Source organism: Pseudoxanthomonas sp. 97-1-1 (genome assembly GCF_057773125.1).
This window is the reverse complement of sequence record NZ_JBYMTJ010000005.1, coordinates 108,110-132,300: the sequence shown is the minus strand read 5'-3', so window position 1 is coordinate 132,300 and position 24,191 is coordinate 108,110. Positions and strand designations below refer to the sequence as shown.

The 24,191-nt window shown below is 67.6% G+C and carries 24 protein-coding genes and 1 pseudogene; 10 read left to right on the top strand and 15 right to left on the bottom strand.

The features are described 5' to 3' along the window. Nucleotides 1-4 precede the first annotated feature (4 nt). The 4 genes from AC3DET_RS18475 to AC3DET_RS18460 all read right to left on the bottom strand — a co-directional run bounded on the left by AC3DET_RS18475 (nt 5) and on the right by AC3DET_RS18460 (nt 2,203). On the bottom strand, nt 5-379 hold the full coding sequence (locus AC3DET_RS18475; RefSeq protein WP_488392566.1) for a YciI family protein: 375 nt from the start codon (nt 377-379) through the stop codon (nt 5-7). 89 nt (nt 380-468) lie between these two features. Further along, on the bottom strand, nt 469-717 hold the full coding sequence (locus AC3DET_RS18470) for a DUF3297 family protein (protein WP_142125999.1): 249 nt from the start codon (nt 715-717) through the stop codon (nt 469-471). Between the two features lie 50 nt (nt 718-767). After that, nucleotides 768-1,478 (bottom strand): DUF6445 family protein, encoded by a 711-nt coding sequence (locus AC3DET_RS18465; protein ID WP_488392565.1) that lies wholly within the window; start codon nt 1,476-1,478, stop codon nt 768-770. A gap of 125 nt (nt 1,479-1,603) precedes the next feature. Continuing rightward, nucleotides 1,604-2,203, bottom strand: a complete 600-nt coding sequence (locus AC3DET_RS18460; RefSeq protein WP_488392564.1) for a fasciclin domain-containing protein — start codon at nt 2,201-2,203, stop codon at nt 1,604-1,606. Between the two features lie 174 nt (nt 2,204-2,377). Here AC3DET_RS18460 and AC3DET_RS18455 point away from each other — a divergent pair, with 174 nt between their 5' ends. Together AC3DET_RS18455 and AC3DET_RS18450 are read left to right on the top strand one after the other, a co-directional pair. Next, the gene (locus AC3DET_RS18455) at nt 2,378-2,932 is read left to right on the top strand and encodes a DUF6630 family protein (RefSeq protein ID WP_337732633.1); all 555 of its coding nucleotides are present in this window, start codon (nt 2,378-2,380) and stop codon (nt 2,930-2,932) included. Nucleotides 2,933-3,042: 110 nt separating this feature from the next. Next, the gene (locus AC3DET_RS18450) at nt 3,043-5,520 is read left to right on the top strand and encodes a mechanosensitive ion channel family protein (protein WP_488392563.1); all 2,478 of its coding nucleotides are present in this window, start codon (nt 3,043-3,045) and stop codon (nt 5,518-5,520) included. Between the two features lie 6 nt (nt 5,521-5,526). Here the strand turns inward: AC3DET_RS18450 and AC3DET_RS18445 are convergent, their stop codons facing one another. After that, complete coding sequence (locus AC3DET_RS18445; protein ID WP_488392562.1) at nt 5,527-6,627, bottom strand: cytochrome-c peroxidase; 1,101 nt, start codon at nt 6,625-6,627, stop codon at nt 5,527-5,529. A gap of 74 nt (nt 6,628-6,701) precedes the next feature. Further along, a complete protein-coding gene (locus tag AC3DET_RS18440; protein WP_488392561.1) occupies nt 6,702-9,251 on the bottom strand; it encodes a TonB-dependent receptor in 2,550 nt (849 codons plus the stop codon). 196 nt (nt 9,252-9,447) lie between these two features. On the opposite strand from AC3DET_RS18440, the gene AC3DET_RS18435 reads away from it, so the two are divergent. Beyond that, on the top strand, nt 9,448-9,882 hold the full coding sequence (locus tag AC3DET_RS18435) for a VOC family protein (RefSeq protein ID WP_488392560.1): 435 nt from the start codon (nt 9,448-9,450) through the stop codon (nt 9,880-9,882). A 66-nt stretch (nt 9,883-9,948) separates the two neighbouring features. On the opposite strand, the pseudogene motB reads toward AC3DET_RS18435, so the two are convergent. Next, nucleotides 9,949-10,935 (bottom strand): annotated as a pseudogene (motB, locus tag AC3DET_RS18430) (flagellar motor protein MotB); the annotation flags it as partial. A gap of 9 nt (nt 10,936-10,944) precedes the next feature. Then, complete coding sequence (gene motA, locus AC3DET_RS18425; protein WP_337732627.1) at nt 10,945-11,799, bottom strand: flagellar motor stator protein MotA; 855 nt, start codon at nt 11,797-11,799, stop codon at nt 10,945-10,947. A 163-nt stretch (nt 11,800-11,962) separates the two neighbouring features. Here motA and AC3DET_RS18420 point away from each other — a divergent pair, with 163 nt between their 5' ends. Continuing rightward, a complete protein-coding gene (locus AC3DET_RS18420; protein ID WP_337732626.1) occupies nt 11,963-12,358 on the top strand; it encodes a BlaI/MecI/CopY family transcriptional regulator in 396 nt (131 codons plus the stop codon). A gap of 1 nt (nt 12,359) precedes the next feature. Continuing rightward, a complete protein-coding gene (locus tag AC3DET_RS18415; protein ID WP_488392559.1) occupies nt 12,360-14,180 on the top strand; it encodes a M56 family metallopeptidase in 1,821 nt (606 codons plus the stop codon). A gap of 80 nt (nt 14,181-14,260) precedes the next feature. Here AC3DET_RS18415 and AC3DET_RS18410 read toward each other — a convergent pair whose 3' ends face one another. The 5 genes from AC3DET_RS18410 to msrB form a co-directional block, all read right to left on the bottom strand. Beyond that, on the bottom strand, nt 14,261-14,560 hold the full coding sequence (locus AC3DET_RS18410; RefSeq protein ID WP_488392558.1) for a DUF4031 domain-containing protein: 300 nt from the start codon (nt 14,558-14,560) through the stop codon (nt 14,261-14,263). Next, nucleotides 14,557-14,964, bottom strand: coding sequence for a DUF3037 domain-containing protein (locus AC3DET_RS18405; RefSeq protein ID WP_488392557.1), 408 nt, complete (start codon nt 14,962-14,964; stop codon nt 14,557-14,559). Before AC3DET_RS18405 ends, AC3DET_RS18410 begins: the two co-directional genes overlap by 4 nt. Next, a complete protein-coding gene (locus tag AC3DET_RS18400) occupies nt 14,951-15,724 on the bottom strand; it encodes a HipA family kinase (RefSeq protein WP_337732622.1) in 774 nt (257 codons plus the stop codon). Before AC3DET_RS18400 ends, AC3DET_RS18405 begins: the two co-directional genes overlap by 14 nt. A gap of 52 nt (nt 15,725-15,776) precedes the next feature. Next, on the bottom strand, nt 15,777-16,832 hold the full coding sequence (locus AC3DET_RS18395; RefSeq protein WP_488392556.1) for a CorA family divalent cation transporter: 1,056 nt from the start codon (nt 16,830-16,832) through the stop codon (nt 15,777-15,779). Nucleotides 16,833-16,921: 89 nt separating this feature from the next. Then, nucleotides 16,922-17,389 carry a peptide-methionine (R)-S-oxide reductase MsrB gene (gene msrB / locus AC3DET_RS18390; RefSeq protein WP_192202902.1) on the bottom strand — a complete coding sequence of 156 codons (468 nt, stop codon included), beginning with the start codon at nt 17,387-17,389 and terminating at the stop codon, nt 16,922-16,924. A gap of 106 nt (nt 17,390-17,495) precedes the next feature. On the opposite strand from msrB, the gene AC3DET_RS18385 reads away from it, so the two are divergent. Then, a complete protein-coding gene (locus tag AC3DET_RS18385; protein ID WP_488392555.1) occupies nt 17,496-18,290 on the top strand; it encodes a hypothetical protein in 795 nt (264 codons plus the stop codon). 53 nt (nt 18,291-18,343) lie between these two features. On the opposite strand, the gene AC3DET_RS18380 is transcribed toward AC3DET_RS18385, so the two are convergent. Together AC3DET_RS18380 and AC3DET_RS18375 are read right to left on the bottom strand one after the other, a co-directional pair. Continuing rightward, on the bottom strand, nt 18,344-18,916 hold the full coding sequence (locus AC3DET_RS18380) for a DUF3016 domain-containing protein (RefSeq protein ID WP_488392554.1): 573 nt from the start codon (nt 18,914-18,916) through the stop codon (nt 18,344-18,346). Between the two features lie 109 nt (nt 18,917-19,025). After that, the gene (locus tag AC3DET_RS18375; protein ID WP_337732617.1) at nt 19,026-19,934 is read right to left on the bottom strand and encodes an AraC family transcriptional regulator; all 909 of its coding nucleotides are present in this window, start codon (nt 19,932-19,934) and stop codon (nt 19,026-19,028) included. Nucleotides 19,935-20,133: 199 nt separating this feature from the next. Here AC3DET_RS18375 and AC3DET_RS18370 point away from each other — a divergent pair, with 199 nt between their 5' ends. The 4 genes from AC3DET_RS18370 (at nt 20,134) to AC3DET_RS18355 (ending at nt 24,167) form a co-directional block, all read left to right on the top strand. After that, nucleotides 20,134-20,868, top strand: a complete 735-nt coding sequence (locus AC3DET_RS18370; protein WP_488392553.1) for an SDR family oxidoreductase — start codon at nt 20,134-20,136, stop codon at nt 20,866-20,868. A 101-nt stretch (nt 20,869-20,969) separates the two neighbouring features. Continuing rightward, nucleotides 20,970-22,004, top strand: a complete 1,035-nt coding sequence (locus AC3DET_RS18365; protein ID WP_488392552.1) for an aldo/keto reductase — start codon at nt 20,970-20,972, stop codon at nt 22,002-22,004. Nucleotides 22,005-22,213: 209 nt separating this feature from the next. After that, a complete protein-coding gene (locus AC3DET_RS18360) occupies nt 22,214-23,500 on the top strand; it encodes a Xaa-Pro dipeptidase (RefSeq protein WP_488392551.1) in 1,287 nt (428 codons plus the stop codon). Nucleotides 23,501-23,510: 10 nt separating this feature from the next. Continuing rightward, nucleotides 23,511-24,167: a DsbA family oxidoreductase gene (locus tag AC3DET_RS18355; protein ID WP_488392550.1), complete on the top strand. Its 657-nt coding sequence runs from the start codon at nt 23,511-23,513 to the stop codon at nt 24,165-24,167. Nucleotides 24,168-24,191 lie beyond the last annotated feature (24 nt).

The window sequence follows — 24,191 nt, the reverse complement described above, 5'->3', positions numbered from 1 at the left end:
CGGGTCAGGCGCCCACGCGCCGACGTACCGCGTCGAAGTCGCGCACCGGCCGCACCTCGATGCTGCCGGTGCCGATCCACGGGAATTCCTGCGCGATCTTCACCGCTTCATCGATGCTGTCGGCTTCGATGAGGTTGTAGCCACCCAGGATCTCCTTCGTCTCGGCGAAGGGGCCGTCGACGATGCTGGTCTTGCCATCGCGGACGCGCACCGTGCGCGCGGTGCTCCCGTGTTCCAGCTGTTGCGATTCCATCAGCGTGCCCTGCGCCTTCAACTCGTCGGCGTGGGTGATGCAGCCATGCATCATCTGGTCGAACGCGCCGGCGGGCAGCGCATCGAGCAACTGGTCATCCGTGTAGACCATCAACAGGAACTTCATGCGCCCTCCCGGCGTGCCATGCAGGCAGGGATTGTGCCACGGTGCGCCGACCGGCGACGTTCAAGCCGCGCGCGACGGCGCCGCCACGTTCATTCGCCGGCGGGCGAACGGAACCATGCCTCCACCGTGCCCTTGACCTTCATCGTCATCGGGTTGCCGCGGCGGTCCTTCGACTTGCCCACGGGGACGCGCACCCAGCCTTCGCTGATGCAGTACTCCTCCACGTTGTCGCGCTCCACGCCGTTGAAGCGGATGCCGACGCCGCGATCCATCGCCTCGGCGTTGTAGAACGGGCTGCGCGGGTCGGAGGCCAGGTGGTCGGGAGGCGTGTCGGACATGGGAATGCGTCGTGCGGATGGGAGGCGGAAGGATAACCGAAGCGCGGCGGCTACCAGGCCACGCGGTTGCGGCTGCAGCTGAGCGTGGCCTGCAGGGTCAGCCTTCCGGATCGCGGGTCGGCGCGCAGCTGCCCGGGATGGGGGACGGCCGGGGCATGGAACGCAGCGCCGTCATGGAAGACCAGCCGGTTCCATTTCGCCGGCACGGTGAGTACATGGGTGAACCACGCATTCGAACCGTCCGGATAGCCCGCCGGCAGGGCGTAACGCTGCGCGAATTCTTCCGGTGGCAATGCATCGGCATCGTGCTCCATCTGCTCCACTTGCTGCGGCGAGATGCGTGGCAGGAAGAACTGCAGGCCACCCAGCCCGGGGTCCTGGAAGAGGAACAGTTCGGCCATGGCGGCGCACTGGTCCGCTTCGAACGTACGCACGCGCCGGGGGATCCAGTGCGCCGGGGGAAGCGTGGCCGGCGGCGACTTCAGCAATGACAGCCGGCCCGCGCTGAACAGCACGCGGCGTGCGCCGAGCGCGCGGCGCGCGTGCTCGCGGAACACGTCGTGCAGCAGGTGGATGAATTCCTCCGGCATGCGCAGCTGCGCACCAGGAAACACGGATGCCGGTGCCGGCTGGAAATCCTCGCGGTAGGCCTCCGCGTAGGCGGGCAGGCGGTCCGGTGCGAGCAGTGCATCGTCGATGACCACGCAGGCATGGCCGTGGCCGATCGCCAACCGCTGCACCACGGGACGGGGGTTGAACATGGCGCGGCCTCCCCGGCAGGCCGGCGTGCGGGCCGGCTCCGCCACGATAGACCCTGGCCGTGCCGGTGACAAAAACGCCGGGGCGGCCCACCACGGCCGCGCCCGGCGGTGCCGCCGTCGAGGAATTACGGCATCAGCACCTTGTCGACCACGTGGATCACGCCGTTGGTGGCCTTCAGATCGGCGGTCGTGACCTTGGCCGTGTTGCCCTTCGCATCGGTGAGGGTGACGCCGCCATCGGCCAACTGCGCCTTCAGTTCGCCGCCCTGCACGGTCTTCAGCGTGGCGGTGCCGCCGCCCGCTTCGATCTGCTGCGTCAGCGCGGCGGCATCCATATTGCCGGCCACCACGTGGTAGGTCAGCACGGTGGTGAGGTCGCCCTTGCTTTCGGGCTTCAGCAGGGTGTCGACGGTGCCTGCGGGCAGCGCGTCGAAGGCGGCATTGACGGGGGCGAAGACCGTGAACGGACCCGCGCCCTTCAGCGTGTCGACCAGGCCCGCCGCCTGCACCGCGCTGACCAGCGTGCTGTGGTCGGGCGAACCGATGGCGAGATCCACCACATCGTTCTGTTCGGCAGCGGGCGCGGCCATATCGGCCGTCACGTCCGCAGCGGCTTCGGGTACCGGCATCGGCGCGGCACCTGCTTCGGCATCGGCGGTCTTCGGCGAACAGGCCGTGGCGGCGAGAGTGGCCGTCAGGACGACGGACAGGAAGGTGTACTTCATGATGTGCTCCAGGAGTGGGAAGAGGTGTCCTGCGTTGCGGACACGCAGTTCCTTACGACGCGCTCACCCGACTGGATGCATCACGCGGTCTTAATGTCCTGCACGGTGCGGCACCGCTTCCCCGGGCGCGGCCGGCGCGGCATGCTGTGCACCAACTTCCCTCATCCGACGCCGATGTCATCGCCCGACCACGAATTCGACCCCGACGACAACTTCCGCCATGCCTTCGATGACGAGGACGACATGGACCTGGACGACACCGAAGCACTGGTGTGGAACCTGCTGGTCCTGATCAACCCCGGCGACGAGGAAACCGCATTGCGGCAGTTCGCGGCCTACCGCGAAGCGGGTGGCGACGAAGGCGTCGAACCCGACCAGGTGTTGTGGACGCTGAAGGACGCCATCGACTGGACCTCCGGTTTCTACGTGGACTGGAAGGATGCGGAGTCCTTCATCGACTGCGTCAACCAGCTCGCCGCGCGTTACGCCATCGAGATCGACTGGGGCGGCGACACCAGCGACGAGGACTTCCTGGACGATACCGACGTGCCCGCGCTCATGGCCACCGCCCACGACCGCCTGCGCGAGCACGGCTACACCTTGTGGAACTGGAACACCGGCGGGGATGCGTACGCGGGCTGGATGGCACTGCGCCGCGACGACGAAGGCATGCAGCAACTGGCCGCGGTGATGGGGGTCGAGATCCGCCCGGGCAGCGACGCGTTCTGAGCCATCGTTGACCATGGCCACGACGGCGCGCGGGTTAGACTGCGGCCGTCGTCGCCGGCCATCGGGGCCGGCTCCACCTTGAAGCGAGCGCCATGTTGCCTGGAGCGATCATGCCCGTGATGCGCCTGTTGCTGGCTTGCCTGTGCTGCCTGCTGCCGGCGTTCGCGGCTGCGCAGGATGCGACCACCCTGCTGTCCCCCGCCAAGCCCAAGGCGCCGGAGGCCATCGCACTGGCCGACATTCCGGGGCGCGCCGATGCGGACGAACGTTACGCAGAAGAAGTGACGCTGCGCGCAGCCAACGTGGATCCGCTGGGCCGGCTGGTGCCGCGGCTGGCCGCGATCGAGCAGTCCGTGGACCAGAAGACCCGCCTGTTCCGTTATGGCGAGTTGCGCTCGCTGCCGGTGTTGCGACTGGAAAGCATGGAGCGGCACTGGAAGTTCGATGCGCGGCAATACGCGCGCTGGCGTGCCGACATGCAGGCGCTGGTGGGGCCTTATGCGCAGGACGCCTCGGAGCTTGCGCTGCGGCGCGCGGACTGGGACCTCACGCGCGAGGCGATGGTGCCCGGGAGCACGCCGGAGGCCCTGCGCATGCGCGTCGACGCCGTCGCCGATCGCCTGCAGCAGGCCGAGCAGTCGCTTTCTTCGCCGCTCGCCGAGCAGATCGGATTGGGTCGTCGCGCCAACCTGCTGGCTGCGCGCATCCAGTCCGGCCAGCGGTCGGTCGAAGAAGCCATCGCGTATGCGGACCGTCGGCTGTTGCGGCTCGATGCGCCGCCACTGTGGCGCGTGCAAGGCACCACGACGCTGCGCCAGGACGTGACGGACAAGCTCGGCCGCGACATCCAGTCGGAAAACAGCTTCGTCGCCCAGTACGCGGCGGCGGACGTGGGCAACCAGCGGCTGCTGCACATCCTGCAGGTGCTGCTGCTGGTCGTGCTGCTGTGGGTGGCGTGGCGCCATCGTCGCGAGGGCGTGGACCCGACGTCGGTCCTGGCGACCGATGCCGAGTCGCGCGTGATCCGCCGGCCGTTCTCCACCTGGCTGTTGCTCTCGATGATCGGCACGCTGCTGCTGGAGCCAAACGCGCCGCTGTTCCTGCACCAGATCGCCATGCTCGTCGCCCTGGTGCCGGTGCTGCGCCTGATGCCGCAGCAGGGACGGCGCCTGCTCGGCCCGTGGCCGTACCTGGCCACCGGGTTCTATCTGTTGCAGCGGCTGTCCGTACTGCTGATGGCCAGCGACTATCTCTACCGCATGTACTACCTGGGGCTGGCGACATTGGCGCTGCTGGCGACGGGGTGGCTGCTATGGCGTTCCCGCGGGCAGCAGTTCGCGGGGGGGGCGGGACGGGCGGGTCGGCTGGTGCATGCGCTGGCCTGGGGTGGCGTGGTGGTGCTGGTCGTCTCGATCGGGGCCAACGTGCTGGGCAATGTGTCGCTGGCGGAAATGCTGGCCTCGGGCATCATCGAGAGCGGCTACTTCGCCCTGGTGCTGTACGCGGCGGTCACGGTGTTCGAGACGTTGCTGCGCCGGCTAGGTACGCGCCGCGAGGTCAGGCGGCTGTGGCTGATGCGCCGGCATGGCGGCAACGTGCTGGAATCGCTGGCACGGTGGGCGCGCGTGGCGGCGGTGATCGGCTGGATCATCTACACGATGAACCGCTTCCGCATCTTCCGGCCGGTATACGACCTGACGAAGACGATCGTGACGCACCGGTTCGAGTACGGCGAGCTGTCGATCAGCCTCGGCCACATACTGGTGTTCTGCATCGGCGTGGTGCTGGCGGTCTGGACCGCGAGAACGCTGCGCGCCCTGCTGCGGGAAGAAGTGCTGCCGCGCATGTCGTTGCCACGCGGCGTGGACAACAGCGTGGCTTCGCTGAGCTACTACGCGCTGCTGCTGCTCGGCCTGCTGGCGGCGCTCTCGGCGGCCGGTTTCAAGATGGGCCAGCTGGCGTTCCTGTTCGGTGCGCTCGGCGTGGGCATCGGACTGGGCCTGCAGGACGTGGTGAAGAACTTCGTCTCCGGCCTGATCCTCATGTTCGAGCGCCCGGTACAGCCGGGCGACGTGGTGGACATCAGCGGCACGGCGGGCCGCGTGCGCAACATCGGCATGCGCGCGACCACGGTGCGCACCTTCGATGGCGCCGACGTGGTGGTTCCCAACGGCATGCTGTTGTCCGACAAGCTGACCAACTGGACATTGAACGATCCCACCCGGCGCATCGACATCGACCTGGGCGTCGCCTACGGAACGGATGTCACGCGGGTGGTGCAGCTGTTGCAGGAAACCACGCGCGCGACGCAGGGCATCGCGGACGATCCCGCACCCGCCGTGCTGTTCACCGGGTTCGGTACCAGTTCGCTGGACTTCGCGATCCGGGCATGGACACACGACTTCGACAACTGGTCGACCCTCCGCAGCGAGTTGATGACGCGCCTGCACGCCGCGCTGGAAGCGGCGGGTATCGAGATCCCCTTCCCGCAGCAGGACCTGCACCTGCGCACGGTGGCGGATGACGTGCTGCAGTCGCTGGGGCGTCCCGGCCGCGGCCCGGAACAGGGCGATCACGACGCGCGCTGAGTGTCGTCAGAGCGTTTGCAGGAACTCGGTGATCGCCTCGAGTTCGGTCTTGTGCAGGTCCAGGGGCTTGAGCAGGGGATCGGTCTGCGGGAACAACGGGTCGTCCTGCTGGTCAGGTTTGCGCGCGGGCCGTGGCATGCCGACGTTGTACATGTTCACCACGCCGCGCAACTCCATGAAGCCGCCGCTGTGCATGTAGGGGCCCGTCTTCCCCACGCCACGCAAAGTCGGTGTGCGGAACTTGCCGCTGTCGGCGGGATCACCGGTCACCCGGTAGCGCCCCAGATCCTCTTTCGGACGACCACGGAAGTGCAGTCCGAGATTATGGAAACGGTTGTCCGTCAGTGCAGGGCCACTGTGGCAGTTCATGCAGCGTGCCTGCGTGCGGAACAGATGCAGCCCCCACAGCTGCTGGTCCGTCAGTACATCACGCCGACCTTCCAGGAAGCGGTCGAAGCGGTTGAAGCGGGGCACCAGGCTGCGCTGGTAGCTGGCCAGCGCCTGCGCCACCCGGGGCATGGTGACCTTCCTTTCGCCGAACACGCGCGCGAACGCGGCGGGGTAGTCGGTTTCCCGGTTGAGACGCTTCTCCAGTTCGCGGGGAGCGAAGGCCATCTCCGCGGAATCCTGGATCGGATGCAGTGCCTGCGCCTCCAGCGTTGCGGCGCGACCATCCCAGAACAGCGGGGTGGAGAAGGCGGCCATCGACACGTTCATCGCGTTGCGTTTTCCCGCCTGCCGATCGTGCCCAAACGACACGCTGCGTCCATCGCCCCAGCCCAGTTGCCGGTCGTGGCAGCTCGCGCACGCGATCTGTCCGCTGCGCGAGAGTCGCGGGTCTTCGAACAGCCGCTTGCCCAGCGCGATCTTGTCCGGCGTCTGCGGGTTGTCCGCAGGCGCCGGCGGCACGTCAGGCAGCGGCGCGAGCTCCTGCCACGACGCGCCTGCGTCGACCGTGGGGGCAGGCCATTCGTTGATCGGCAGTGCGTAGATGCGGCGCAGGCAATCGGCGTCGATGCGGGGTGCGCTGATGGCGATGCGCTGGCGGCATTCGGCGAGGCTTTGTTGTGGTGGAGCCGCGGAGGGCTCGATACGGGTCTGCGCCATCCCTACGCACAGCCACATGACGGGCAAGGGCAGGAACAGAAGAAGAGCAATGCCAGGGCGTGTCGTCTGCACGGCTAGAACCTGTAGCCCAGCTCCAGCCAGAACGTGCGCCCTGGATCGTAGTCTTCCCCGTTAATCCGGTTTTCACGGTTGAACACGTTGTGCACCTCGACCCGCGCGTAGGCATCTTGTCCACCGGACAGGTCGAGGCTGTACTCCAGCATCGTGTCCAAGACGAAGCTCTTCGAATAGCTGACGTCCTCGTATACGTCGATCCAGCCGTCGCCATAGGCTTCTTCCGAGACCTTCGTCGGCTTCTGGTAGGCCGCGCGATAACGCAGGAAGTTGCTCCACAGCAAGCCCCATGCGGGTAGCCGGGTCTGGGTGGCGAGACGCACCGTCCACGGACGATTGTAGCTGTCTGCGGGAAGCTCGTAGCGACGCATGGTGTCGCCAGCGTACCGGACCAGGGCGTTGTACGCCTGGCTGTCGAAGGTCGTCGAATAGTCCTGGTACGCCCCGGTGTAGGACCTGCGGGTGTCGGTACGGTCCAAGGCGAACTGCGCCATCGTGGTACTCCCTGCCCACGACCAGGGCGAGCGCGTGCCGATGCTGAGCGTGTAAGTGTCGCTGCGCGCGCGACCGACGTTCTGGTACTCGTAGACGCGCGCGGCGTAATTTCCAGTGGTGTCGTCGCTGGGCAGGTAGACCCGCATGACTTCGTCTTCGTACTGTCGATTGACGTACTTGGCGTTGACATCGTAGTTGCCAAGTACCTGATTGAAGCCCAGAGAGAGTTCGTCGCTGTAGGGCGTGTCGATCTCCGCGTAGCGCGTCGCGTTCAGCGTCTGCACGGGCGTGCCCCAGATCAGGCGATTGGCGCCCGTGCCGGTCCGGGTCTGCACCAGCGTCAGGCCATCGCGTCCGTCGCGCAGCTTGTATGCGAACAGGTTGCGACCGTAGTAGCGGTTGGCGCCTGCGGTAAGCAGGGACTTCCGGTCGCCAAGGATGTCCCAAGACATCGCGAATCGCGGCGCGACGGTGGTGTCAGCGACCATGTTGCTGCCATCCACGCGTATGCCGGGGCGGAAGCTCCAGTTGCCCATGCGGATATCGTCGTGCAGGAAGGCTGCCCAATCGGTGGACTTGGCCTCGAAATAGCCTGCCAGATAGATGGTCTTGCGCGTCAGATACTGGCCGCGGCCACTGTAGAAGGGTACGGGTGACAGCGAGCAGGCAACGCTGTCGGTCGCACCGGTGGCATCTACGCAGGTGGTGGTGGCGGCTGGCGTAATGTAGGAGGTGAAGTCGCGAAGGCGCTGGTATGTTGCCTTGCGGTCGGAGGCCTCCACGCCGAACTGAAGGCGATGCTCCATCCTGCCGAAGGCAAAGGGATCACGGTCCACTTCAAGCTTGTAGCCCACGCTGCGATTGGTCTGCTCGACGTTGCCCCAGTTGCCTTCGGTACTCAGGCCCGTGGTGCTGGTGCCCCAGTTCTTGTCTTCGGACCAGCGCCAACTGAACCAGTAGTCGCCGTCGCTGACGCGCGAATCATCGAGGTCGCTGTAACTCAGGGTGTTCTTCAGCGTCCAGGCGCCGCGGTCGAGCGTTGCGCGCAGGCTGATCAGTGGGCCACCCTGTTCCAGGTCGAACCAGGAATCCTTCGCATTCTGGATGAAGTAGCGCTCGCGCGTGGGGGCATAGGTGAAGTTTCCTTCCAAGGCCAGTCCGCCGCCGTTGTGCCAATCGGCACGCAGGCTGATGCTGGTGTTCTCGCGTTCCTGATCCTTGATGGCGTCATCGTGCTCGGACGGCACGCCGCCGGTTTGGCCGCGCAAGGGAATCACCGATCGCGTGCGGCTGATGTTACCGATCAGGCCGATGCCGGATTGCGTCCTGCCCTCCAACATCAGGCCCAGCTGGTATTTGTCGTATTGGGGCTGGTTGGCTGCCGTGGCCGAGTCTTCGAAGGTCTGCTGGTAGTCGTCGCGGACGTACGCTTTGTTCCATGCAGAACGCGTCATGCGGTATGTCACTTTGCCGCCGAACTCATCATCCGCTTTGCGGCTCTCGGCCACGATCACCCCACCATTGAAGCCGCCGAAGCTCGCAGGTACGTTGCTGTCGTACACGGTAAGGCTTCCGATCAGGCTGGCGTCCACGGCCAGGCCCTGGGTATGGCTGGGTGGATCGGCAAAGTGGTTGGGATTGTTGCTGGCCGGGTCCAAGTCGTTGGTGAAGTTGGCGCCGTCCAGCTGGAACGCATTCTGGTAGTACAAACCGCCGTTGACGCTGATGTCGGCAGGTCGGATCTCGCCCATGTTGCGGGACGTCATCGCCGTATCGTCGAACTGCACATTCGGATTGATCCGCAGCAACGTGCCGATGTCGCCGTTGCCCTTGGCCTGCTCGTCGATGTAGCGCTCGTTGAGCACCATGCCTTCCTGGTACGGGAACAGGCGCTGGCCCACGACTTTCAGCGTGTCCAGGGTGGTGGGCTTGAGGTACTCCGGCGTGGTCGCCAGCGGTGCGGCGGCGGGAGCGGGAGTATCGGAAGGTGCGGTCTCGGCCGCGTGCGCGCCGGCGGACAACGCCGACAGGATCGCCAGGGTCAAAGGTTTCATCGAGTTCTCGGAGCGGGTGGGGGCCCGAAGGGCGCATTCCGCTGGCGGTGAGAACTTCGACGAAGCAACTCGGTGCTGGCTGATCGGCGCGGATTGTGCGCGCTCCGTTCAGCTGCGTCAACGCCACGATGCCGCACCGCGTGTCGAAATCCCGGCGCGCGGATCGTCGCGTCTGCAACTACCCGGGAGCCCGACGATGCCGCGTCCCTTCGATGTCCAGCGAATCGATCATCTTGTCCTGCGCGTGAGCGACCTCGCGCGCAGCATCGCGTTCTACCGCGACGTCCTGGGCTGCGGCGTGGAACGGCAACGTGGACATCTGGGGCTGGTGCACCTGCGCGCGGGTGCATCGATGATCGATCTGGTGAGCGTGGACGGGAAGCTGGGTGCGCGCGGCGGCGCGCCGGCTGGCGGCGAGGGGCGCAACGTCGATCATCTCTGCCTGCGCATTGAACCGTTCGACGAGGCCGCACTGGTCGAGCACCTCGCGCGCTTCGACATCACGCCCGCCGGGCCGGCGGACACCAACTTCGGCGCTGAAGGCGAGGGACCGTCGCTCTATTTCAACGATCCCGACGGCAACACGCTGGAACTGAAAGGCCCGGCAATCGTGCGGGAAGGAGACGCATGACCGCCGCAATCATGGTGGGCGGGCAGATGCGAGTGCCGCCCCTGCCGGGATCACGCATGCGCGTCAGGGGCGTGCGGACGCGACGGCTACCTGCGGTGCGGGTGGAGGCGTGATGCTGGCCGTGCGTTCCGGCATCGCGGTATCCGCGTCCGGCAGCGGCGCGCCGGGTGTCAGCATTCCGCCTTCGCCCTGCATTGCCTGCTCCGCCGCCTTCGTCATCACCACGATGCTGATGCGGCGGTTGATCGGGTTCTGCGGGTTCTGCTTGTCGAACAGCACGGACGACGACAGCCCGACCACGCGCGACACCTTGTCCTCGTGCATGCCGCCGGCCACCAGCGCGCGCCGCGCGGCATTGGCACGCTCGGCGCTGAGCTCCCAGTTGGTGTAACCGCGATTGGACGTGTACTGCGTGGTATCGGTGTGCCCGGTGATGCTGACGTGGTTCGGCACCTGGTTGATGAAGCCGGCCAGCTCGGCCAGGATCGTCTGCGTGTAGGACTTCAGCACCGTGCCGCCGAGGTCGAACATCGGCCGGTTCTGCTGGTCGACGATCTGGATGCGCAGGCCTTCGGGCGTCAGGTCCAGCAGCAACTGGTCCTTGAACGGTTCCAGTGCCTGGCTCTTGCCGATCGCTTCCTCCAGCGCCTGCATCAGGGTTTCCAGGCGCTGCTTTTCCTGCGCCTTCTGCTGCTCTTCGGCCGCCTGCTGCGCATCGCCGGGTGGCTTGGCGAACGGGTTGTCGTTCTCGCCCTTGGGCAGGTCCATCGTGCCGCCCAGCTTGATCATCGATGTGCTGGCGCCACCGGGACCGGCGGGGCCGGGCGCGGGCGAAAAGCTCTTGCCGCTCAGCGGGCTGGGGTTCCGGAAGTATTCCGAGATCGCCGCGCGCTCCTTGTTGGTGGTGGCGCCCATCAGCCACATCACCAGGAAGAACGCCATCATCGCAGTCACGAAGTCCGCGTAGGCGACCTTCCACGAGCCGCCGTGATGGCCGCCACCGGCGACCTTCTTGATGCGGCGGACGATGATGGTGGGGCGTTGCTCGCTCATCGCCGTGGCTTACTTGTTGGCCTTGAGATGCGCTTCGAATTCGACGAACGGCGGGCGCACGTCGGACGGCAGCGTCTTGCGGGCGAATTCCAGTGCCACGGCCGGGTTGTAGCCGCGCAGGCACGCCAGCAGCGCGGTCTTCACCGATTCGTACATGCGGCTGTCCTGCTCGACCTGGGCCTCGATGGCGGCGGCGAGCGGCGAGACGAAGCCGTAGGCGAGCAGGATGCCGAGGAAGGTGCCGACCAGTGCCGCCGCGACATGCGCGCCGACCGCGGCGATGTCGCCGCCGATCGAACCCATCGTCACGATGATGCCCAGCACCGCCGCCACGATGCCGAAACCGGGCAGGCCGTCGGACATCTTCTGCAGTGCGTGCGCCGGTGCCATCGCCTCGTGGTGGTGCTTTTCCAGCTCCAGCTCCAGCAGCGGTTCCAGCTCGTGCGGCTCGATGTTGCTGCCCACCATCAGGCGCAGGCATTCGGTCAGGAAGTCAAGCAGGTGGTGGTCGGCGAGGATCTTGGGGTACTTCTGGAACAGCGGGCTGTTGGTCGGGTTCTCGATGTGCTCTTCCAGCGACATGAAGCCGTCGCGGCGCGCCTTGTTGAGCATCTCGTGGATCAGCGTCAGCACGTCCAGGTAGTCGGCCGACTTGTACTTCGCGCCCTTGAACACCGACAGGGTGGCCGCGATCGTGCCCTTGACCACCTTGGTCGGATTGCTGGCCATGAAGGCGCCCAGGGCCGCGCCGCCGATGATGACCAGCTCGAACGGCTGCCACAGGGCGCCCAGCTTGCCGTGCGAGCCGAGGTAGCCGCCGATCACGCTCAGGGTGACGATGATGAAGCCGACGATGATGAGCATGGCGGGGCGCGCACACGGTGGGGTTGTCCAAGGATCGGCCTGGCCACCGGTTTCTTGAGCCGCGACCGCCTGTCGGCCGGCGCACGGGAATGACCTTCGGCAGGGTTGACTACAGTTGTCGTCACGGGCATGTTGACGACAACTGTAGTCACAAGGCGATCCCATGCCCGGCAAGGCCCGCAAGTCCATCGGCGACCAGGAGCTGGCGCTGCTGCAATACCTGTCCGACCACGGCGAGGCCAGCGTGGGCGAAGTGGCGGCCGCGTTCGGCGAGACCCGCGGCCTGGCCCGCTCCACGGTCCTCACGATGATGGAGCGCCTGCGTGCCAAGGCCTACCTGCGACGCCGCCAGGTGGAGGGCGTGTACCGGTACGCGCCGGTCGCGCAGTCCAATGAAGTGATGCGCCATGCGGTCGGCAGTTTCGTCGAGAAGACGCTGCAGGGCTCGCTGTCGCCGTTGGTGGCGTGGATGTCCCAGCGCACCGAGGTGAGCGACGACGAACTGGCGGAACTGGAGGCGATGGTCGCGAGCCTGCAGTCCCGGCGGAAGGAGGGCTGACATGGACCTTGTCGCATGGGCGGACAGCCTGCTTTCCCGCTTGCTCGACGTCGGCATGCAGTCGCTGCTGCTTGCCGCCCTGGTGTGGGCCTTGTGCCGCTACCTGCCGCGCCTGGATGCGCGCACACGGGCCTGGCTGTGGTGGCTGGTGGCCGCGCAGATGGTGGTGGGGCTGGTGTGGCATGCCCCCGTTGCGCTGCCCTTGCTGCCGGCGGAGCCCGTGGCAGCCCAGATGGCGATGGCGGCCGCGGGAGACGCCTCGCCTGCCTTCACGGCGGCGGGACCGGCGGTGACCGTCACGTCGCCGACGGCATCGACGCAGGAGACCTCCCTCGATGCCGGGGTACTGCTGCTGGTGGCATGGCTGGCCGGCGTAGCCGTGATGCTGGCCAACACGATGCGCCAGGCGTGGCAACTGCGGCGCCAGATCGCGCGCGCGCGGCCGTGCCGGGATCGCCACGTACGCGAGGAGTACCACGCGCTGGGCCGTCATCTCGGCATCCCGGTCTTGCCGATGTTGCAGGTCAGCGACGACATCGACTCGCCGCAGCTCGCGCGGCCGTGGCGGCCGGTGCTGATGTTGCCCGCTGCCGCCCTGCAACGCATGAATGCAGACGACCTGCGCATGTCGCTGCATCACGAACTGGCCCACCTGCAGCGACGCGACCTGTGGTGGGCGTGGATGCCGGCACTGGCGCAGCACCTGTTCTTCTTCCATCCCGTCGCACACCTCGCGGCACGCGAATACAGCCTGGCGCGTGAAGTCGCCTGCGATGCCGCCGTGCTCGCGGACGAGCGCCACGCTCCCCGCGATTACGGGCGCTTGCTGGTGAAGCTGGGTGTTTCCACCGCTCCCTCGCCGGCGTTGGCCGGCGCCTCCCCCACATTCCGCATCCTCAAGAGGAGACTGCTCATGCTGCAGCACACCGCTTCCCCCCTGCGCACCAGCGCCCTGACCGTCACCGTCGGCATCGTGCTGCTGGGCGTGGTGCCTTATCGCGTGATCGCCAGCAGCACCCCGGTCGCGCCGGTGGCAGCGACGCCCGTCGCCGCACCCGTGATCGCGGCGCAGGCCGATCCTGTCGCCGCGCCCAGGCCGGAGGCAGCCCCGCGTGCCGTCGTGGTCGCGGCAGCGCGCGACATGCCGGCACCACCGGCACCACCGGCACCCCCTGCGGCGCCCCGCGTGCGTGCACCGGCGGCGCCCACTCCCCCCGCGCCGCCCCCGATGCGTGGCACGTGGAGCATCGGCGGCGCACGCGATGGCGACGCCTACGTGCTCATCCAGGACAACGAAGTGACCATGGCCGGCCACAGCGACGACATCCGCATCGCCAGGACATTGCAGCAGGGCAAAGCGCCCGTGCTGTGGATGCGCGAGGACGGCAAGCAGTACATCGTGCGCGATGCCGCCACCGTGCAGCGGGTGAAGGCCGCGCATGCGCCGGTCGAGGCATTGGGCGCGCAGCAGGGCAAGCTCGGCGAACAGCAGGGTGCATTGGGCGAGCGGCAGGGAGAGCTGGGCGCAAAGCAGGGCGAACTGGGCCGGAAGATGGCCGCCATCGCCACCGAACGCGCGTCGGCCGCGCTGCAGGGCAGCCGCGCCAGCGATGCGGAGACCGACCGCCGCCTGGACGCGCTCGCCCAGCAGCAGGAAGCGCTGGCGCGCCAGCAGGAAGTCCTTTCGCGCCAGCAGGAGCCCCTCGCACGGCAGCAGGAAGCGCTGAGCCGCAGGCAGGTGGCCGCGACGGAACAGATGCAGCGCGAAGTGAAGCGCTTGCTGGACGACGCCATCCGCAGCGGGAAGGCGCAACAGCTCTGACGCGGATCGCGGCGCCGGGCTTCTGCCCGGCGCCTGCATGGGGTGGGCTTCAGCAGAGGTGCGGTCGGGGCTGAAGCCCCTTACAGGAAGCGTTCTCCGTCCGCCGCGCCGCTCCACTGCGAACGCGCGAGACGGATGATCGCGCGGACCTGTTCGCGGTCGCGGTGGCGGGAAATGGCAATAGCGCCGAGCCGCAATGCTTCTTCGCGCAGTTCTTCGGTCAGGTCGTAATGCGCCCCGCTGCGCTTGTCCTGGAAGGCGCGGCGCGGCATCCCCAAACGTTCCGCCATCGCATGCAGCTCTTCCAGCGTGTCGGCCATCATGTGTGCCCAGCGACAACCGCGCCACAGGGTGACGGCGTCATCCACGTAGACGCTCATCGCGGCGCGGTCGCCTTCGGCGGCCGCACCATGCGATCCATCAGATGCTCCAGCGTTGCGGGAAGATCGCCGCAACGGCCCATGTGCACCGATGAGGTCTGGATGATCGAACTCCGTTTCGCCGTGAGCCAGTGGAAGCGCGCGCGCGCCGGCAGCAGCCCGATCGGCGCGGCCGCTTCGCCGCCGCGGCAGATGGCGGGAATGGTGTCCAGGTGGCGGCGCAGCGATTCGATGTCCAGCGTGGGGTCGAGGGCCTGCAGGCGAGCTTCGTCCAGTTCGATGCGTGCTTCCAGGAACCCCGCGCGTTCGCACGACAGGATGATGCCGACGTTGATGAACTCTTCGCGTTCCACGCGCGGTACCACGCGGATCACCGCGTAGTCGTAGGTGTCATGCGCGCGCATGGATCGCCCCCTGCACGAACGCGTCCCGCTGTGCCAGACGTCGGATCAGGTAGTCGGTGTAGGCCGCGCGCTGTGCCGGCGGATCGCCGAAGCTGTCCGGTCCCTGCAGCCAGGCGTCGGGGACCTCCGCGACGATCCCCGCCATCACGGCATCCGGCAGGCGCTCCGCCATGGCCGCATCGATGTCCGCCAGGCGCGAGGCCCAGCGCAGCAGCACGTGGTCGCGGATCAGCGGGAAGGGCTTGCCGGCGCCCGACACGTCGCCGTCCCAGCCGTGGTGGAAGTACAGCGACGCCCCGTGGTCGATCAGGTACAGCCGCCGGTGCCACATCAGCAGGTTGGTGTTGCGTGCCGTACGGTCGACGTTGCTGATGAAGGCATCGAACCAGACGATCCGCGAGGCAAGGTCCGCATCCGGCTGTTCGGCCACGGGATCGAAGTTCACCGCGCCTGGCAGGTAGTCCATGGCCAGGTTGAGCCCGGCGCTGGCCTTGATCAGGTCCTGTATCTCAGGGTCGCCTTCGGTGCGCGCCAGGTCGGCATCCAGTTCCATCAGCGCCAGGTCCGGCATCGGCAACTGCAGCGCTTTCGCCAGGCCGCCGGCGATCAGTTCGGCGACCAGCGCCTTGGGTCCCTGGCCGGCACCGCGGAACTTGAGCACGTAGAGGCCGTCGTCGTCGGCCTCGACCACGGCCGGCATCGAACCGCCTTCGCGCAGCGGGGTGACATAGCGGGTGGCGGTACGGAGGGGCAGCGTCATCAGGCCGCTAGGATACCCGTGTGGGAGGGGCTTCAGCCCCTCCCATGCGTGCTCAGGTCGAACGCGCCACGCCCATGCGCCGCAACATCAGATAGACCGCCACGCTGGACGCCACGCCGAGCAGCAGCGCGAACGCAAGGCCATGCGTGCCGTGCGCGAACGGAAGGCCGGGCAGGTTCATGCCGAAGATGCCGGCCACCAGGCTGGGCGGCAGCAGCAACGCCGTGATCATCGAGAGCACGTACAGGTGGCGGTTGGTGCGTTCGGCCAGCTTCGCGGCTACTTCGTCCTGCAATAGGCGCGCGCGTTCCTGCAGCGTGCCCACATCGCCATCGAGGTCGTCGAAGCGCTGGTTGAGACGCGAGACGGCAGACAGAAGTTCGTGCTCGGCATCGGCGGGATGACGCTGCTCGAACTGCTTGAGCACGCGCCGCATGGCGGTGAGCGGGCGGTGCAGGCGGACTGTCTGGTGGCGCAGCTGCGCCAGGTCGCGGCGTTCTTCGCCGATGCTGTCGGCCAGCACGCGGTCCTCGATGCGGTCCAGTCGCACGGAGAGGCTGTCGCTGCTGCGCTCCACCGTGTCGGCGAAATGGTCGGCGATCACTTCGAGCAACCGTACCGTGGAGCCGGCGCGCAGACCGCCCGCCATGCCGCGGCGCGCTGCCTCGACCGAGCGCAGTGCCTGCCGCCGTGCGGTGACCAGCAGGCCGGGCGTCGCGGCGAAGTGCAGCCAACCGATGCCGTCATCGCCACGCAGCTGGCCTTCGGCCGCGAGGTCGACGCCACGCTGGTGCACCCAGTCGACGAATACGCCGTGCGCGGCATCGTCTTCCAGTTGCAGGTTGACGTGGGTATCGGGCGACAGCAACGCGGCGCGCGCGTCGTCGGGGATCGGCAGCATCGCGACCACCTGCGCGCTGCGTGCATCGCTGAGGTCCAGGTGCAACCAATGCCAGCCATCGGCAGGGGCATGCAGCGTGTCGAGCCCGCACTTGGCCGCGTCCAGTACCCGTGCCTGGCCGTCGGCATCGAAACGATAGAGCCAGAGCGCGCCGGGCAGTCCGGCAAACGGCGATGCGGGCGCTTCGGGAGCGGCGGACAGCGGCATGTGTTGCACCCGTGCGGCAGCCGGGAGACGGTTGGGTGACGGTCAGGCTACCGCCGTCATGTGCCGGTCTTGTGACAGGCGACGGGCGCCTATCCGGCGGGCTGCGCTTCCGCGCCGCCACGCTGGAGCAGGTCGGGCAACGCGTCGCCGTTGGGCGTGAATGCCAGCGACGCCGAATTCAGGCAGTGGCGCTCGCCGGTCGGCGGCGGGCCATCGGGAAACACGTGGCCCAGGTGGCTGTGGCAGCGTGCGCAGACGATCTCGGTGCGGACCATGCCGTAGCTGCTGTCGCGGATACGGCCGACATGCGCCTCGTCCACGGGCTGGAAGAAGCTCGGCCAGCCGGTGCCGGAATCGAACTTCGCGCTCGAGCGGAACAGCGGCAGCCCGCACAGCCGGCAGGTGTAGACGCCGTCCTGCTTGTTGTCGAGGAACACGCCGCAGAACGGCGCCTCGGTTCCATGGTTCAGCAGCACGCGGCGCTCTTCATCACTCAGGTCCGCTATCAGGCGCTCGCGTTGCGCGTCGGTGGGGGGCGTCAGGTCGAAGATCGTCATGATGGGAACTCCGCGGGAAGATGGCCCCGATATGGTGCCGCCATCGTCATGCTGCAACCCTGGGTTACCATCCGGATCGGTTTCAGGGAGGTAGGCACGGATGCGCTTGTCTTGTTCACTGCCCGGGTGGGCGCTGCTGCTCCTGGTGGCGGCGACGCCGGTCCTGGCGCAGCGAGTGCCGCCCGCCCCCGGCTGCCTCGATGCGCGCCAGATGGCCGAAGTGCGGCAGGCCTCGTCCCGCCAGCTTGCGGTGCAGGGCCAGGATGGCCAGCGCTTCCGCATCACGCTGGGCGAAGATTGCCCGGGTGCAGGCGAAGCGAGCGCCGTGCTGCTCGCCCGCGAGGGCTGGGTCTGCGGTGCGGGTGGCGAGCTCGTCCGCATCGGTGCGTCGGTCTGTGCCGTGGCCGGGGTGGAGCGGATCGATGCGCGTGCCTACGCCGCGATGGCGCGCGAGGCGTCCATCCGGAGCGCGGACGACGACGTGAAGACGCTGGAGACCGTGCAGGTGCGGGCACCGCAGCGCAAGGGTTTCGCGGGCTCGCCAAGTTTCTGCTTCAATCCGCGCTACCTGCGTGCATGGTCGGAGGACAGCAAGGGCATGCTGGTGGAACTCTCGCCGCGCCGCTCCGGCGGTCATCGCTACTACCGCGTGGAACTGGCGCAGACGTGTCCCGACCTGGATTCGGCACCGGCCATCGTCTTCCGGTCCGGCGTGGGCATCGGCCTGATCTGCGGCAATCCCGGTGATCGCGTGATCGCCCAGGACAGCGGGGGTGGCAGCGTCTTTGACGCCGGGGATCCGGGTTTCGTGTTCGCGGACGATCCGCGACGGTCAGGGCGCATGGGCATGCGCGTGCAATGTTCGGTAGCGGCGGTGTATCCGCACGAACCGGAGGCCTGAAACGCACGGGCCCCGCGTGGTTGGACGCAGGGCCCGGATGCGATGACGCGGGGTCAGGGTGTGGCAGTGACGGCCTGGCCGCTCCGGAACTCCTTGCGCAGCCAGTCGTCGATCAGCCGCTTCTCGTAGCGCAGGGTGTCGTTGTTGTTGAGGTTGGGACCCATCAGGAACCCGTGGTCGACCAGCTTGCGCTCGCCTTCGGCGATGACCTGGCCATCCGGCCCCTTCACGCTGAAGCTCAGCGCGATGCGCGGCGGGTAGATGTCCTTGACGATGCGGATGTCGTTCATGGCCGATCGCGCCGATGGCTCGTAACGGCCTGCACGGTCGATGTCGGTGATCACGATGTCCAGGGTCTGGCCGCGGGCGAGCTGCTGGCCGGCTTCGTCACGGAGATACTTCGCCAGGTCGGTGACCCAGGTGCCGCGCTCCGATTCCCAGCGGCTGCCGCTGTACTTGATCTCGCTGAACTGTGCGGGATCGGTCCAGCTCACGCTGACAGCGCCGCCTTCGGTTGGCAGGCTGCGCGGAATGCCGGGATCGGTGACGTTCTTCTGGCGTGCCATGCCGGGCACGGCGGTCGCCAGTGCGACGATGGCGATGAGCAACAGGGCGGGCGTCTTCATGGCCGTTCCTCGGTAGGTGTCACATTTGAGTGTGCGCCTGCTCCCGGGGGTGCGGCAACGTCGGAGCCGGGTCTGTCGCGGCGGCGTTCAGCCGCTGTTTCCACGCCCGTCAAAGGTTGCGCAGGCGCTCCACGTCGCGGACCGGCGGTGCGCCGAACATGCGGCTGTATTCGCGGCTGAACTGGGACGGGCTCTCGTAGCCCACGCGATGGCCGGCGCTGGCGGCATCCATCACTTCGCTCAGCATCAGGCGGCGGGCCTCCTGCAGGCGCAGCTGCTTCTGGTACTGCAGCGGGCTCATCGCGGTGACCGCCTTGAAGTGGTGGTGCAGGGCGGAGGCGCTCATGTGCACTTCGCGGGCGATGTGGTCGATGCGCAGCGGTTGCGCGTAGTGCTGCCGCAACCAGTGGATCGCCTTCGCCACGCGCTGGCCCTGGCTGTCGGCGATGCCGATATGGCGCAGCATGGCGCCCTGCGGACTGCACAGCACGCGGTAGAGGATCTCCCGCTGCACCAGCGGCGCCAGCAGCGCGATGTCCTGCGGTGTGTCGAGCAGCTTCACCAGGCGGATGGCCGCATCCAGCATCTCCACGCTGCTGGGCTGCAGGAACAGGCCTCGCGAAGGTGGAGGCAACGGTGTCTTCGCGGATTCCGCTTCGGTGACCATCTCGGCGATGGTGGCCGGCGAGAGTTTCAGCACCAGGCACAGGTAGGGTGCTTCGGACGATGCCCGGGTGACCTGGCCGGTCACGGGCAGATCCACCGAGGCCACCACGAAACGGCTGGCGTCGTACTCGTACACCTCGTCGGCAAGGATCGCCCGCTTGGCACCCTGCACGATCAGGCACAGTGCGGCTTCCTGCACGCCGCGCATCGGCAGCGGCATGGGCGCGCTCAGGCGGGAGAACTGCAGCGCGGGGATCGCCGTGGCGTGGAGTCCGTCGTTGCCGGTGGATCGTTCAATCAGGCCGGCCAGTTCGCGGACGCGGTCATCGAGTAGTGGGGCGGCTTCGGGCATGGGAAGGCCTGTGGAACGTGCGTGGGGAGTGGAAACGAGTCTACGCAACGGGCCGGGGGAGGGAATGGGGTGCGGGCGGCCTCCGCAGGATCAGGCAATGATCGCGGAGGAACCGGATATCGAAATCCCGGCCGGGAGGAACAGACTGCGCTCCGCTCCGGCGCAGCCCGCGCCGTGCTTCCCCCCAACGAGGTGCTCCATGTCCGGAATCGAAGGAAAAGTCATCGCCATCACGGGTGCCAGCAGCGGCATCGGCGAAGCCGCCGCGCGTGAACTCGCGCGCCGTGGCGCCCGCGTCGTCCTCGGCGCGCGCCGTACCGACCGGCTCGAACAGCTGGTCGCCGGCATCGAAGCCGAAGGCGGCACCGCCCGCCAGCGCGCGCTCGACGTCACCCGCCTGGACGACATGCAGGCGTTCGTCGATTTCGCCCGCGCGCAGTTCGGCCGTCTCGACGTCATCGTCAACAATGCCGGCGTCATGCCGCTGTCGCCGCTGGCCGCGCTGAAGATCGACGAATGGAACCAGATGATCGACGTCAACATCCGCGGCGTGCTGCACGGGATCGCCGCGGCGCTGCCGGTGATGCAGGCGCAGGGTGGCGGACAGGTCATCAACATCGCCTCCACCGCGGGTCACCGCGTATGGCCCAGCGCCTCGGTCTACTGCGCCACCAAGCACGCGGTGCTGGCCATCTCCGAAGGCCTGCGGCAGGAACACGAGAACCTGCGCGTCACGGTGGTGTCGCCGGGCGTGACCACCAGCGAACTGGCGGAGACCACCAGCGATGCCGGGATCAAGGCGTGGCTGGAGGACTTCCGCCAGGTCTCGATTCCCGCCGAGGCCATCGCGCGCGCCATCGCCTACGCGGTGGAGCAGCCCGACGACGTGGACGTCAGCGAGATCATCGTGCGCCCGGCGGCCAGCCCCAACTGAGTTTTCGTCGGCAGGCAACGGAGTTTTCCACCGCCAGGGGTTGCCGCTGTCGCGGCAGGGGAGTGCAATGGCGCACTCCCCCGCTTCTGGAGCATCCGCTCATGGAATACCGTTACCTCGGCGCGTCCGGCTTCCGCGTTCCCGTCCTCTCCTTCGGCACCGGCACCTTCGGTGGCCAGGGCGCGTTGTTCAGTGCCTGGGGCAGCACCGACGTGGCCGAGGCGCGCCGACTGGTCGATGTCTGCCTCGATGCGGGCTTGAACATGTTCGACAGCGCCGACGTCTATTCGAAGGGCGCTGCGGAGGAGATCCTCGGCGAAGCCATCAAGGGCAGGCCGCGTGATGCGCTGATCATCTCCACCAAGGCCACCTTCCGCTTCGGCGACGGCGAGAACCAGGTCGGTTCCTCGCGCCATCACCTGATCAACGCCGTCGATGCCGCGCTCAAGCGCCTGGGCACCGACTACATCGACCTGTTCCAGCTGCACGGCTTCGATGCGCGTCCGCCGGTGGAGGAAGTGCTGTCCACGCTCGATACGCTGGTGAAGGCGGGCAAGATCCGCTATCTGGGCGTGTCCAATTTCTCCGGCTGGCACCTGATGAAGTCGCTGGCCGCCGCCGACCGCCACGGTTGGTCGCGTTACGTCGCGCACCAGGCGTACTACTCGCTGGTCGGCCGCGACTACGAATGGGAGCTGATGCCGCTGGCCGCCGACCAGGGCGTCGGTGCGGTGGTGTGGAGTCCGCTGGGCTGGGGCCGTCTGACCGGCAAGATCCGGCGTGGCCAGCCGCTTCCCGAGAACAGCCGCCTGCAGTCGCAGACGGCGAACGACGCCGGCCCGCAGGTCGACCTCGAATACCTGTACGACGTGGTCGATGCGCTGGACGAAGTCGCGCAGGAAACCGGCAGGTCGATTCCGCAGGTCGCGCTGAACTGGCTGCTGCAACGCCCCACGGTCAGCACGGTGGTGATTGGCGCGCGCAACGAGGAACAGCTGAAGCAGAACCTGGGTGCGGTCGGCTGGAATCTCACCCCGGACCAGGTGGCGAAGCTGGATGCCGCCAGTCACCGACCCAAACCGTATCCGTACTGGCACCAGGCCGGCTTCGCGTACCGCAATCCCACGCCGGTCTGAAGCACCGGCCCCTCGCGGGCTGGGCCACCCGGTCCGCCGCGCGCCGAAACACCCTGTAGGAGCGACGTAAGTCGCGACCGTATCCTCGCGACCCGCCGTTGCTGGCGGGTCAAGCATGGTTGTCGCCTCGGCATCTGCGGTCGCGACTTACGTCGCTCCTACAGGGCTGGCTTGCTACAGTCGCGCGATCATCTTCCACTGGAGCCCCGATGCGCCGCCTTTCCCTGCTGGCCATTGCCGCCTTGCTTTCCACCGCTGTGCCCGCGCTCGCGGCCACCACCTATGTCAAGGCCGGCCGCCTGCTCGATGTCGAATCCGGTCGCCTGCTGGCCGACCAGGCCATCGTCATCGAGGACACGCGCATCACCGCCATCGGCTCTGTCGCGAGCACGCCGGTACCGGCCGGTGCGACGGTCCATGACCTGTCGACGAAGACCGTGCTGCCCGGTCTGATGGACGCGCACGTCCACCTGCATGGCGACGCCGACCTGCAGGGCTATCGCCGCCTGGCCATCTCGCTGCCCGCCGCTGCGATCAAGGGCGCGAAGAACGCGCGCACCACGCTGCTCGCCGGCTTCACCACCGTGCGCGTGCCCGGCTCGCCCGGCTACGCCGACGTGGCGCTGCGCGATGCGATCGCGGCGGGGGAAGTCGAAGGTCCGCGCATCCTCGCGGGCGGCGTGTCCATCGGCATCACCGGCGGACACTGCAGCGACAACAACCTGCTGCCGGCCGAGTACAAGGCCGTAGGCGAGGGCGTGGCCGACGGCCCGTGGGCCGCGCGGCAGAAGGTGCGGCAGAACGTCAAGTTCGGCGCCGACTTCATCAAGACCTGTTCCACCGGCGGGGTGCTGTCCAAGGGCACCGAGGTCGGTGCGCCGCAGTATTCGCTGGAGGAACTGAAAGCGCTCGTGGATGAAGCGCATGCGCTGGGCCGCAAGGTGGCTTCGCACGCGCATGGCGCCACCGGCATCCGCAATGCGCTGCTGGCCGGCGTGGATTCCATCGAGCACGCCAGCTTCATCGACGATGAGGGCATCGCGCTGGCGAAGAAGAACGGCACCGTACTGGTGATGGACATCTACAACACCGAGTACATCCTCGGTGAGGGCGAGAAGGCCGGGTTCCTGCCCGAATCGCTGGAGAAAGAACGCCGCGTGGGCGCCACCCAGCGCGAGAACTTCCGCAAAGCGCACCAGGCCGGCGTCGTCATGGGATTCGGTACGGATGGCGGCGTCTACCCGCATGGCCTCAATGCGCGCCAGTTCTCGCGCATGGTGCAGTTCGGCATGACGCCCCTGCAGGCGATCCGCTCGGCGACGGTGGTGAATGCGCGGCTGTTCGGCATCGAGAAGGATGCCGGCGTCCTCAAGCCGGGCTACTACGCCGACCTGATCGCGGTGGATGGCGACCCGCTGCAGGACGTGGCGGTGCTTGAAAACGTCGGTTTCGTGATGAAGCAGGGACGTGTCTACAAGAACACCGCGAGCGAGTGAGGCGTAGCGCATGTCCACGCCCGTGAAGATCGATTTCGTGTCCGATGTGGCCTGCCCCTGGTGCGCGGTTGGCCTGGCCGCGCTGGAGCGCGCCATGGCGAACATCGGCGGCGACCTGCAGGTGGAACTGCACTTCCAGCCGTTCGAGCTCAATCCCGACATGGCGCCGGAAGGCGAGTCCATCGCGGATCATCTTGGCCGCAAGTACGGTCTGACGCCCGAGCAGCTGGCGCAGAACGGCGAGGCGCTGCGCCAGCGCGGCGAGGCGCTGGGCTTCGTCTTCGACCTGCAGAAGCGCGACCGCATCTACAACACCTTCGACGCGCATCGCCTGCTGCACTGGGCGGACGAACTCGGCGCCCCGCAGCAGCGTGCCCTCAAGCATGCGTTGCTGAATGCGTACCATGGCGAAGGAAGAAACGTGTCCGACCGCGACACGCTGGCCGCCATCGCGGGATCCGCCGGACTGGATGGCGCGGCGGCGCGGCATATCCTCGACACGGATGCCTTCGCTGCACAGGTCCGCGAACGCGAACACTTCTACCAGCGGCAGGGCATCCGCGCGGTGCCGTCGGTGATCTTCAACGACCGCCACCTGGTGCAGGGCGGGCAACCGGTGGAGGTGTTCGAACAGGCGCTGCGCCAGCTGTCGGATATCGCGGCCTGATCGCTACCGCCCTGCAACGGCTGC

What these genes read in the sequence shown, in the direction of transcription:
- AC3DET_RS18410 (WP_488392558.1), bottom strand. Translation starts at nt 14,560, where the DNA reads ATGAGCGTCTACGTGGATGACGCCGTCACCCTGTGGCGCGGTTGTCGC.
- motA (WP_337732627.1), bottom strand. Translation starts at nt 11,799, where the DNA reads ATGCTCATCATCGTCGGCTTCATCATCGTCACCCTGAGCGTGATCGGC.
- AC3DET_RS18415 (WP_488392559.1), top strand. Translation starts at nt 12,360, where the DNA reads ATGGACCTTGTCGCATGGGCGGACAGCCTGCTTTCCCGCTTGCTCGAC.
- AC3DET_RS18445 (WP_488392562.1), bottom strand. Translation starts at nt 6,627, where the DNA reads ATGGCGCAGACCCGTATCGAGCCCTCCGCGGCTCCACCACAACAAAGC.
- AC3DET_RS18475 (WP_488392566.1), bottom strand. Translation starts at nt 379, where the DNA reads ATGAAGTTCCTGTTGATGGTCTACACGGATGACCAGTTGCTCGATGCG.
- msrB (WP_192202902.1), bottom strand. Translation starts at nt 17,389, where the DNA reads ATGACGATCTTCGACCTGACGCCCCCCACCGACGCGCAACGCGAGCGC.
- AC3DET_RS18420 (WP_337732626.1), top strand. Translation starts at nt 11,963, where the DNA reads ATGCCCGGCAAGGCCCGCAAGTCCATCGGCGACCAGGAGCTGGCGCTG.
- AC3DET_RS18380 (WP_488392554.1), bottom strand. Translation starts at nt 18,916, where the DNA reads ATGAAGACGCCCGCCCTGTTGCTCATCGCCATCGTCGCACTGGCGACC.
- AC3DET_RS18450 (WP_488392563.1), top strand. Translation starts at nt 3,043, where the DNA reads ATGCCCGTGATGCGCCTGTTGCTGGCTTGCCTGTGCTGCCTGCTGCCG.
- AC3DET_RS18455 (WP_337732633.1), top strand. Translation starts at nt 2,378, where the DNA reads ATGTCATCGCCCGACCACGAATTCGACCCCGACGACAACTTCCGCCAT.
- AC3DET_RS18360 (WP_488392551.1), top strand. Translation starts at nt 22,214, where the DNA reads ATGCGCCGCCTTTCCCTGCTGGCCATTGCCGCCTTGCTTTCCACCGCT.
- AC3DET_RS18435 (WP_488392560.1), top strand. Translation starts at nt 9,448, where the DNA reads ATGCCGCGTCCCTTCGATGTCCAGCGAATCGATCATCTTGTCCTGCGC.
- AC3DET_RS18400 (WP_337732622.1), bottom strand. Translation starts at nt 15,724, where the DNA reads ATGACGCTGCCCCTCCGTACCGCCACCCGCTATGTCACCCCGCTGCGC.
- AC3DET_RS18365 (WP_488392552.1), top strand. Translation starts at nt 20,970, where the DNA reads ATGGAATACCGTTACCTCGGCGCGTCCGGCTTCCGCGTTCCCGTCCTC.
- AC3DET_RS18470 (WP_142125999.1), bottom strand. Translation starts at nt 717, where the DNA reads ATGTCCGACACGCCTCCCGACCACCTGGCCTCCGACCCGCGCAGCCCG.
- AC3DET_RS18465 (WP_488392565.1), bottom strand. Translation starts at nt 1,478, where the DNA reads ATGTTCAACCCCCGTCCCGTGGTGCAGCGGTTGGCGATCGGCCACGGC.
- AC3DET_RS18460 (WP_488392564.1), bottom strand. Translation starts at nt 2,203, where the DNA reads ATGAAGTACACCTTCCTGTCCGTCGTCCTGACGGCCACTCTCGCCGCC.
- AC3DET_RS18395 (WP_488392556.1), bottom strand. Translation starts at nt 16,832, where the DNA reads ATGCCGCTGTCCGCCGCTCCCGAAGCGCCCGCATCGCCGTTTGCCGGA.
- AC3DET_RS18370 (WP_488392553.1), top strand. Translation starts at nt 20,134, where the DNA reads ATGTCCGGAATCGAAGGAAAAGTCATCGCCATCACGGGTGCCAGCAGC.
- AC3DET_RS18355 (WP_488392550.1), top strand. Translation starts at nt 23,511, where the DNA reads ATGTCCACGCCCGTGAAGATCGATTTCGTGTCCGATGTGGCCTGCCCC.
- AC3DET_RS18375 (WP_337732617.1), bottom strand. Translation starts at nt 19,934, where the DNA reads ATGCCCGAAGCCGCCCCACTACTCGATGACCGCGTCCGCGAACTGGCC.
- AC3DET_RS18440 (WP_488392561.1), bottom strand. Translation starts at nt 9,251, where the DNA reads ATGAAACCTTTGACCCTGGCGATCCTGTCGGCGTTGTCCGCCGGCGCG.
- AC3DET_RS18405 (WP_488392557.1), bottom strand. Translation starts at nt 14,964, where the DNA reads ATGCGCGCGCATGACACCTACGACTACGCGGTGATCCGCGTGGTACCG.